The following is a 9,341-nucleotide window of genomic DNA, read 5'->3' as shown; positions in this document are numbered from 1 at the left end:
CACGCTCCCGCCCGCCCCGCAGCGCCGCCCACCCATTCGATCGGGGTGCGCACGCCCCTGATCGACGGCGTGGAGAAGGTCACCGGCAGCGCCCGCTACACCGCCGACCTGCCGGTCGGCCCGACCTTGGTGGGCGCCATCGCCCGCAGCACGGTGGCGCACGCGCGCATCCGCGCGATCGATGCCAGCGCGGCGCTGGCGATGCCCGGCGTGCGCGCGGTGATCACCGGCGAGGACTTCAGCGCCCCCTACGGCGTGATTCCGATCACCCAGAACGAATGGCCGCTGGCGCGCGAGCGGGTGCGTTACCGCGGCGAGCCGGTGTTCGCCGTGGCCGCCGACGACCAGGCCACGGCCTTCGCGGCGCTGAAGGCAGTGCGCGTCGACTACGAGGAGCTGCCGGCCTACTTCACCGCCGAAGCGGCGCGCGCACCCGATGCGGTGCAGCTGCACGACAAGAAGCCCGGCAACCTGGAACGCGTGGTCGAACAGGACTTCGGCGACGTCGACGCCGGGTTCGCCCAGGCCCATCTCGTCGTGCAGAAGCGCTTCGAGTCCGCCGAGATCTACCACGGCCAGATCGAGCTGAACGCGACGATCGCGCAGTGGGACCCGGTGCAGCAGCGGCTCACCGTGCAGTCGGTGACCCAGGTGCCCTACTACCTGCACCTGATGCTGGCCCAGACCCTGGGCCTGGACGAATCGCAAGTTCGCGTGGTCAAGCCCTTCGTCGGCGGCGGCTTCGGCCATCGCGTGGAGCCGCTCAACTTCGAGATGGTGACGGCGGCGCTGGCGCGCGCGGCCGGCGCGACGGTGAAGATGGAGCTCACGCGCGAGGAGGTGTTCCTCACCCACCGCGGCCGTCCCCATGCCGCGGTCGACCTCAAGATCGGCCTCAGTGCCCAGGGCGAGATCACGGCGCTGCAGGCCGAGGTGGTGCAGCGTGGCGGCGCCTACGGCGGCTACGGGCTGGTGACCATCCTCTACGCCGGCGCGCTGCTGCACGCCTTGTACAAGGTGGGCGCCGTGCGCTACCGCGGCTACCGCGTCTACACCAACCTGCCGCCCTGCGGCGCGATGCGCGGCCACGGCGCCGTGAGCGTGCGCTTCGGCGTCGAGGCCCTGCTCGACGAAGCGGCGGCCAAGCTGGGACTGGACCCATTCGCCCTGCGCCGCGCCAACCTGATCGAGGCGCCCTACCGCACGCTCAACGACCTGCAGGTCAATTCGTACGGGTTGGCGCAGTGCCTCGACGCCGTCGAACGCGCCTCCGGCTGGCACGAGCGGCGCGGCAAGCTGCCCAAGGGCGTGGGCCTGGGCATGGCCTGCTCGCACTACGTGAGCGGCTCGGCCAAGCCGGTGCACTGGACCGGCGAGCCGCATGCGGTGGTGAACCTGAAGCTCGATTTCGACGGCAGCATCACGCTGCTGACCGGCGCCTCCGACATCGGCCAGGGCTCCAGCACGCTGATGGCGCAGGTGGCGGCCGAAGTGCTTCTGCTGCCGATGCAGCGCATCCGCGTGATCAGCGCCGACAGCATGCTCACGCCCAAGGACAACGGCTCCTACTCGTCGCGCGTGTCCTTCATGGTCGGCAACGCCACGCTGCGCGCCGCCGAAGCGCTGAAGCGCCTGCTGGTGGAAGCGGCGGCCAAGCGCCTGAACGCGCCGGCGGAGCAGGTCGAGTGGCTGGGCGAGCGCTGCGTGGTGACGGGCACCGAACAGTCGCTCTCCTTTGCCGATTGCGTGCAGGCGGCGCTGGCCGAGAGCGGCACCATCACCGTCAAGGGCGCGTGGTCGACCCCGCCCGAGACGCAGGGCGGCAAGTTCCGCGGCGCAGCGGTCGGCTCCACGGCCGGCTTCAGCTACGCGGCGCAGGTGGTGCAGGTGCGGGTGGACGAGGAGACCGGCGCCGTGCAGGTCGAGAAGGTCTGGGTGGCGCAGGACTGCGGCAAGGCGCTCAATCCGCTGGCACTCGAAGGCCAGATCCAGGGCGCCGTGATCATGGGCCTGGGCGAAGGGCTGCAGGAGGAGACCGAGTACCACGAGGGCCTGCCGCTGCGTTCCAACCTGATCGACTATCGCCTGCCCACCATCGGCGAGACGCCGCCGGTGGAGGTGAGCCTGATCGAGAGCAACGACCCGCTCGGCCCCTTCGGCGCCAAGGAAGGCAGCGAAGGCGCCCTGCACGGCTGCCCGCCGGCGCTGGCCAACGCCATCGCCGACGCGCTGGGGCTGCGGCTGGCCGCGATCCCGCTCACCCCCGACCGGGTGCTGGACGCGCTGCGCGCGCGCCAGCGCGAACGCAAGCTCGCCGCATTGAAGCGCGAGAAGGAGATGGCCTGATGCGCGCCCTCGGCGAACTCACCCTGCACCGGCCGGAGAGCCTGGCCGAAGCCGTGGCCCTGGCGGATGCCGGCGCCGCGCGCCTGCTGGCCGGCGGCACCGACCTGGTCCCGAATCTCCGGCGCGGCCTCGAGCAGCCGGCGGCGCTGGTGGACCTCTCGGCCGTGCGCGAACTGCGCGGCATCGAGCAGGCCGCCGACGGCAGCCTCGCGATCGGTGCCGGCATCACGCTGGCCACGCTCGCGGCCGATCCGCTGGTGGCGCGCATCCTGCCGGCGCTGGCCGAAGCGGCGCGCGCGGTGGCTGCGAACACCCACCGTGCCGTGGCGACCGTCGGCGGCAACCTGTGCCAGGACACGCGCTGCGTCTTCTACAACCAGAGCGAGTGGTGGCGCAGCACCAACGGCTACTGCCTCAAGCGCAACGGCACCCGCTGCCACGTGGCGCCGCAGGGCGAGCGCTGCCACGCCGCCTTCTGCAGCGACCTCGCACCGGTGCTGCTGGTGGCCGGGGCCGAGGTGCTGCTGCAAGGCGCCGCCGGCACGCGCACGCTGCCGCTGGCCCAGCTCTATCGCGACGACGGCGCCGCACACCTCACGCTGCAGCCCGGCGAAGTGCTGGTGCGCGTGCACGTCCCGCCGCGGCCGGCCGGCGAGCGCATCGGCTTTGCCAAGACCCGGGTGCGCGGCGGCGTCGACTTCCCGCTCGCCGCGGCCGCCGTGGCGCTGCGGCTGCAGGGCGGACGGATCGCCAGCCTGCGCGTCGCGCTCTCCGGCACCAATTCGCAGCCGCTCCCCATCGAGGGCACGGCGGCCTTCGAAGGCAACGCGGTCGACGACGACAGCGCGAAGAAGCTGCGCCAGCTGGTGCAGAAGCAGGTGCAACCGATGCGCAGCACCGTCACGCCGCCGCAGTACCGGCGCGAGGCGGCCGGCGTGCTGGCCGCGCGCCTGCTGCGCGAGCTGGCGGGCTGAAGGCCGGCGAGCGCATCCACGGCGCCGGAAGGGAAGTGCAGTGAGCGAAGCCCGTGAATGGATGGAGGATGGCCTCGCGCACATCGATGTGCGCGGCCTGCCGGCGCCGCAGCCGCTGGTGGCCATCCTGCGGCGCGTGCACGCACTCGGGCCGCAGCAGGAACTGGTGGTCCACCACGAACGCGACCCGCTGCTGCTCTATCCCGAGCTGGCGGAGATCGGCTGGGAGGCCGAGCGCATCGCGGCGCCGGCGGGCGAGGTGCGGCTGCGCCTGAGGGCCGTTCCATGACGGTCGCGGGCGCCTTCCTCGGCGGCGCCAGCGGGCGCCTGCTGCCGGCGGCGGCGCCCCTGCGCTTCTTCGGTGCCGCGGTCGTCTACCACGTGCTCGGCTGGCTGGTGCTGGCCTTCGCACCGGGCGATGCGCTCGATTTCCGCGGCGGACTCGGCTGGCCGCTGGCCGCGCTGCACCTGTTCACGCTCGGCGTGCTGGGGATGACGGCGCTCGGCGCCGCCGCGCAGCTGCTGCCGGTGGCGACCCGGCAGGCGCCCGTGGGGGCGCGGGCGCTGGCCTGGATCTGGGGCCTGTACACGCCCGGCGTCGCACTGCTGGCGCTGGGCATGGGCTTCGCGCTGCCGCCGCTGCTGGCGCTGGGCGGAACGGCCGTTGCCGTGGCGCTCGCGACCTGGGCCGCGCTGGTGGCCCTGCACCTGCGCGGCGCGCGCGGCATGCCGGGCGTGTGCGCGCACGCCTGGTCGGCGCTGGTCTCGCTGTTCGTGCTGCTCGCCAGCGCCTTGCTGCTGGCCGCCGCCTGGCTGGGATGGAACGTGCCGGGGCGGCAGTTCACGCTGCCGCTGCACCTGCTGTTCGCGCCGTTCGGCTTCATGGGGCTGCTGGCCCTCGGTCTCTCCTACGTGCTGGTGCCGATGTTCGCGCTCTCGCAGCCGCCGCGCGAACGCGTGCAGCTCGCCTCCTGCGCCCTGATCGCGGCCGGCCTGCTGCTGGCGGCGGCCGCCGCACTGGGCCTGGCGCCGCCGCTGGCCCGCGCGCCGGCGTGGGCACTGGGGCTGGCCGGCGTGCTGCTCCACCTGCTGGAGATGCGCCGCGCACTCGCCACCGGCATGCGCAAGGAACTGGGGCGCTCCTTCGTGCTGGTGAAGTGCGCCTGGGGCGCGCTGCTGGCGACGCTGGTGCTGGGCGGCCTGCTGTGGACGCAGCTGCAAGTGCCGCGGGCCGAGGCCGCGTTCGGGTTCGCGCTGCTCGCATGGCTGCTCACTTTCGTTCTCGCCATCCTGCAGCGCATCCTGCCCTTCCTCGCCGCGCTGCATGCCGCGGCCGGCCGCAAGCGCGGGCCCACGGCTTCCATGCTCACGCACGACAAGGCCTTGAACGCACACTTCCGTTGTCATCTCGCGGCCTTCGCGGGGCTGGCGCTGGCCATCGCATTCGATGCAAACTGGCTGGCGCGGGCCGCGGCGATCGTCGGCCTGGCCGGCGCCGCCGCCTTCGCGTTCTTCCACCTCCACCTGCTGCGCAAGCTGCGCGCGGCCGGAGTTTGAGCTGGCGCAAGCCGCGGCACCCGCAGCCCGTTAACTTCGTCCCCATCGCAGAAGGAGACAGCACGATGAACACGCAAACCGGCCGCATGCTCGACGAGGAGCACCGCAGCAACCTGGCCCTGCTCGAGCGCATGGAGCGCGCCATCGCCGGCGCGCCGGAAGCGACGCCGGAGCTGCGCAAGCTGCTGGGCGAGTTCACGCGCTCCATGGAGGTGGACATCGGCCGCCACTTCCAGTTCGAGGAGCAGCAACTGTTTCCGCGGCTGGAGGAGTCCGGCGACGGCGCCATCGCCGGCCTGATGCGCGAGGAGCACGACGCGATCCGCGAGGTGGCCGAGGAACTGCTGCCGCTGGCGCGCGAAGTCGCGCAAGGCGTGGTCGACGAGGAAGCCTGGGACCGCCTGCGCCTGGGCACGCTGGAACTGATCGAGCGCCAGGTCTCGCACATCCAGAAGGAAACGATGGCGATGCTGCCGCTGCTGGAGGACCTGCTCGATCCGGAGACGGATGGCGAGCTGGCGCTGGAGTACGCCGCCACGGCGTAGGTTTGTGCCGAGCCCGGAGGCTGGCGCTTCGCGGCGCTCGCGCATCGCTGGGCTTTCGCATTCGCTCCAGCACCAGCCTGCGAAGAGCCAGCCTGAAGCTACGCCTTCCCCGCCGTCGTGAACGTGATCCGGTTGCCGAACGGATCGGGGATCGTCATGTCGCGGCCCCAGGGCTGCTCCTGGATGCCGGGGCGCGAGTGGCGGTACTTCTTCGCCAGCAGCTCCTGCTGCAGCGCATCGAGCTCGTCGACGTGCACGCGCAGGGCCGTGCCGGGCGTGCCGTCGCCGAAATGGCCGGACAGGTGCAGCACGCACCCGTCGCGCGACACCTGCATGTACAGCGGCGTGTCCGGCTCGAAGCGGTGCTCCCAGTCCACCCGGAAGCCGAGGAAGCCGACGTAGAACTCGCGGGCCCGCTCTTCGTCGAACATGCGGAGCACGGGGATCGGGCTGGCAAGATGCATGGTCACCTCCGGAGGGCGCTGGGAGCCTGGCCGATTGTCGGATGATCCGGCCCTGGCGGCATCCACCCCCGGATCTGCCTGCGGAATGGTCACCGCGTCCAGCGCCAGCACTGGTGCGGCCCCCGGCACTTGCCCACCTTGTTTTCCACAGCTTCATCCACCGTTCCTGTGGGAATCCACCTACAAATCGTTGCACCCGTCCCGATGGACAATCTCCCCCTTTCCGTGCTTCACGAGGACGCCGACCTGGTGGCGATCGCCAAGCCGCCCGGCCTGCTGGTGCACCCCAGCGCCCTCGACGCGCAGGAAGAGCGCAGCGCGCTCAAGCTGCTGCGCGACCAGCGCGGCGAGCGCCTGTGGCCCCTGCACCGCCTGGACAAGGCCACCAGCGGCGTGCTGGTGTTCGCACGCCACCCGCAGGCCGCAAGCGAATTCGGGCGCGCGTTCGAGGAGGGCCGCGTGAGCAAGCGCTACCTCGCGCTGGTGCGCGGCTGGCCGCCCGAGCGCGGCGCCATCGAGCAGTCGCTGGCGCGCGATCCCGAGCAGCCCTCGCAAGGGCAGGAGCGCATCGTGGCGCTCACGCGCTTCGAGCGCCTGGCCTGCTTCGAGTGGCCGTTCCAGGCCGATGCGCGCCATGCGACCAGCCGCTACGCGCTGGTGGCGGCCGAGCCCGTGACGGGCCGCCGCCACCAGATCCGCCGCCACTTCAAGCACATCGCCCATCCGCTGGTGGGCGACACCACGCACGGCAAGGGCGCGCACAACCGCGCGGTGGCGCAGTGGCTGGGCGCGAGCCGCCTCTGGTTGCACTGCGAGTGGATGGAGCTGCCGGGGCGGCCGCGCATCGTCGCACCGCCCGGGCCGGAATGGGCGGCGCTGCTGGCGAACGTGCCGCGCGCCTGATCGCGCAGAAGGGGAACACGCCCCTGGGCCGGAGCGCCGCACGTATCCTCTGCCCCCGATGCCTGGATCCTCCGACCACGCGCGCACCCTGCGCGCCGCCAGCTGGGCCTTGCGCGCGCAGTTCCTGTTCGCCGGCGCCCTGTTCGCGACCTGGGGCGTGCACGTGCCCAGCATCAAGAACGCCTACGGCCTCGGCGAGCGCCTTCTGGCGATCGCGATGCTGGCGGCCGGCGCGGGCTCGGTGGTCGCGCTGCTGCATGCCGGGCGCCTGCTGGCGCACCGTTCGCCGCGCCAGTTGCTGCCTGTCCTGGCGCTGGTCTCGGTGGCGGCCATCGGCAACCTGCTGACGACCGCGAGCTACCCACTGCTGCTCGCGCTGATGCTCGCCTACGGGATCGCGGCGGCCATCCTCGACGTGGCCATCAACGACGAAGCGACTTCGCTCGAAGCCGCCACCGGCCGGCATCTCATGAGCGGCTTCCACGGCATGTTCAGCCTGGGCGGCATGCTGGGCGCCGGCGCGTGGAGCCTGCTCGCGCGCGCGGGCGTGCGGCCGCTGGAACACCTGGTGGCCGCGTGCGTGGCGCTGGGGCTGCTGGCGCTGGCCGCCAGCCGCTTCATGCTGCGCCAGAACCGCGTGGCGCACCCCGAGACCCCGAAGCTGAGCCTGCCGCGCGGGCCGCTCGCGCTGGTGGGGCTGCTCGCGGCGGTCGGCCTGATCGCCGAGGGCGCCATGTACGACTGGAGCGTGCTGTACATGCGCCAGGAGCTCGGCGCGCCGGCCGCCAGCGCCAGCCTGGCCTACGCGAGCTTCAGCCTCGCGATGGCCGCCGGCCGCTTCGCCGGTGACGCCGTGCGCGCGCGCATGGCGCCGGTGGCCCTGCTGCGCGCGAGCGGTGCGCTCGGCGCGCTGGGCATGGCGCTGGCGCTCGCCGTGCCGCAGGCCTGGGCGGCGCTGGCCGGCTTCGCCCTCGTGGGGCTCGGCTTTTCGAACGTGGTGCCGGTGCTGTTCAGCGCGGCCGGACAGATGCCGGGCAGCGCGCCGGCGCACGCCATTGCCGCCGTGTCCTCGGTGGGCTACTTCGGCATGATGGTGGGCCCGCCGCTGATCGGCTTCATCGCGCAGGCGCGCTCGCTGACGATGGGACTGACGGTGGTGGTCGTCTTCGCCGCGATGGTGGCCGCGCTCGCGCGGCGCGCGCTCGGAGCGCAGGCGCCGGCGTCAGCGCGCGCGGCCTAGTGGCAGCCGCACAGCCCGGCGCAGCGGTTCTCCTGCACGCAGTCGACCGGCGTCAGGCAGGGCTTGTCTTCCTTGGGGCCCTTCAGCAGGCGCGCGACGCGGTCGTGGATCGGGTCGACCGGCGCGGGGCTCGGACCCGCGGCAGCGAACGCGACCCGCACGCGCGCGTTCCGGCGGGCGCCGTCGACCAGGGCCACCATGGTGAGCAGGGCAAGAGTGCAGCCTAGGAGGATGAAGAAGTACATGGAGCCAACGCAATGTGGATGTCAGGCCAGTGTGCGACGCGCGGCACGGGGTGGTCTTGACAAACGTCAGCCGGCGCCGCAGCGCAGCGGGCGGGCCTCGCGCCTGCTTGAGGTGGATCAGCAAGCGCGTGCCGGCCGCGACGCACCGGCCTGCAGCGTGCGCACGCCGGCGCCCGCGCCAGGCGCCCGGGGGCTTGGCAGAATGGCCCGATGATCACCTTGCCCAAGGAAGCGCGCCAGCAGGCGATCGCGTCCATCGAGCGCTACTTCCGCGAGAACATGGAAGAGAAGATCGGCAACGTCGCCGCTGCGGGGCTGCTCGGCTTCTTCCTCGAGGAGATCGGGCCGGCCATCTACAACCAGGCCGTAAGCGACGTGCAGGAACGCCTCCGCGCGCGGATCGACGAGATCGACATCGAGGTGCACGAGGACGAGTTCGGCTACTGGGCCAAGTACGCCAAGGCCCGCAAGAACCGGTGATCGACCGGAGCGACGCCTGAGGCGCCCGGTGGGCCCGCTAGACGGCGGCAGTGCACGCGGCCGGCGCCGAGACCGACTGCAGGCCGCCGAGGAACAGGTCCGTGACCACCGGCGCCAGGTCCTCGTAGGCGAGCGGGCCGTCCGCCTTCATCCACGTGAACAGCCAGTTCACCATCCCGAACAGCAGCATGGTGAGCGGCTTGCTCAGCGCCGCCTGCTGCAGGTCGGGCCGCAGCGCGGCGACCACGCGCGCGAAAGCCGCCACCACTTCGCGCTCCTTGGCGAGGATGCGCTCGCGGTCGGCGGGGTCGAGGAACTTCACATCCTCGGTCAGCACGCGGTGCGCATCCTGCGCATTCGCGTATTCCTCCACCAGGCGCCGGATCAGCCGGCGCAGTTGCCCCGCGGGCGCGGCCTCCGCCGCCAGCGCCTCGTCGACGATGCCCTGCAGCCGCGTGACGTGGCCTTCGGCGATGTTCACCAGCAGCTCGTACTTGTCGCGGTAGTAGTGGTACAGCGTGGCTTTCGACAGGCCGCAGGCCTGCGCCACCTGGTTCATCGAAGTGCCCGGATAGCCGCCGCGCGCG

Annotated in this window: 11 protein-coding genes; 8 read left to right on the top strand and 3 right to left on the bottom strand. The window is 72.4% G+C overall.

Going from position 1 to position 9,341, the window contains the following annotated elements:
- The 5 genes from hcrA to VFM98_RS21185 form a co-directional block, all read left to right on the top strand.
- On the top strand, positions 1-2,346 hold a 2,346-nt coding region (gene hcrA, locus VFM98_RS21205), incomplete at its 5' end, for a 4-hydroxybenzoyl-CoA reductase subunit alpha (protein WP_325111875.1).
- Positions 2,346-3,320, top strand: coding sequence for a 4-hydroxybenzoyl-CoA reductase subunit beta (gene hcrB, locus VFM98_RS21200; RefSeq protein WP_325111874.1), 975 nt, complete (start codon positions 2,346-2,348; stop codon positions 3,318-3,320). The genes hcrA and hcrB, both read left to right, overlap by 1 nt.
- A gap of 40 nt (positions 3,321-3,360) precedes the next feature.
- Positions 3,361-3,609 (top strand): DUF2249 domain-containing protein, encoded by a 249-nt coding sequence (locus VFM98_RS21195; RefSeq protein ID WP_325111873.1) that lies wholly within the window; start codon positions 3,361-3,363, stop codon positions 3,607-3,609.
- Positions 3,606-4,877, top strand: coding sequence for a hypothetical protein (locus VFM98_RS21190; RefSeq protein ID WP_325111872.1), 1,272 nt, complete (start codon positions 3,606-3,608; stop codon positions 4,875-4,877). The genes VFM98_RS21195 and VFM98_RS21190 overlap by 4 nt, the downstream gene beginning before the upstream one ends.
- 65 nt (positions 4,878-4,942) lie before the next feature.
- Positions 4,943-5,422: a hemerythrin domain-containing protein gene (locus tag VFM98_RS21185; protein ID WP_325111871.1), complete on the top strand. Its 480-nt coding sequence runs from the start codon at positions 4,943-4,945 to the stop codon at positions 5,420-5,422.
- A gap of 98 nt (positions 5,423-5,520) precedes the next feature.
- Here VFM98_RS21185 and VFM98_RS21180 read toward each other — a convergent pair whose 3' ends face one another.
- Positions 5,521-5,886 carry a glyoxalase superfamily protein gene (locus VFM98_RS21180; protein WP_325111870.1) on the bottom strand — a complete coding sequence of 122 codons (366 nt, stop codon included), beginning with the start codon at positions 5,884-5,886 and terminating at the stop codon, positions 5,521-5,523.
- A 225-nt stretch (positions 5,887-6,111) separates the two neighbouring features.
- Here VFM98_RS21180 and VFM98_RS21175 point away from each other — a divergent pair, with 225 nt between their 5' ends.
- Entirely contained in the window at positions 6,112-6,789 is a 678-nt protein-coding gene (locus tag VFM98_RS21175; protein ID WP_325111869.1) for a pseudouridine synthase, read from the top strand.
- 58 nt (positions 6,790-6,847) lie between these two features.
- Positions 6,848-8,029, top strand: coding sequence for an MFS transporter (locus VFM98_RS21170; protein ID WP_325111868.1), 1,182 nt, complete (start codon positions 6,848-6,850; stop codon positions 8,027-8,029).
- On the opposite strand, the gene VFM98_RS21165 is transcribed toward VFM98_RS21170, so the two are convergent.
- Positions 8,026-8,274 (bottom strand): hypothetical protein, encoded by a 249-nt coding sequence (locus tag VFM98_RS21165; protein WP_325111867.1) that lies wholly within the window; start codon positions 8,272-8,274, stop codon positions 8,026-8,028. The genes VFM98_RS21170 and VFM98_RS21165 overlap by 4 nt on opposite strands.
- Positions 8,275-8,484: 210 nt before the next feature.
- Between VFM98_RS21165 and VFM98_RS21160 the strand changes: the two genes are divergently transcribed.
- Complete coding sequence (locus VFM98_RS21160; RefSeq protein WP_325111866.1) at positions 8,485-8,754, top strand: DUF2164 domain-containing protein; 270 nt, start codon at positions 8,485-8,487, stop codon at positions 8,752-8,754.
- A 37-nt stretch (positions 8,755-8,791) separates the two neighbouring features.
- Here VFM98_RS21160 and VFM98_RS21155 read toward each other — a convergent pair.
- On the bottom strand, positions 8,792-9,341 hold a 550-nt coding region (locus VFM98_RS21155; protein WP_325111865.1), incomplete at its 5' end, for a TetR/AcrR family transcriptional regulator.

It is taken from the genome of Ramlibacter sp. (genome assembly GCF_035706265.1).
Classification (GTDB): Bacteria; Pseudomonadota; Gammaproteobacteria; order Burkholderiales; family Burkholderiaceae_C; genus Ramlibacter.
This window is presented reverse-complemented; position numbering and strand designations above follow the sequence as displayed.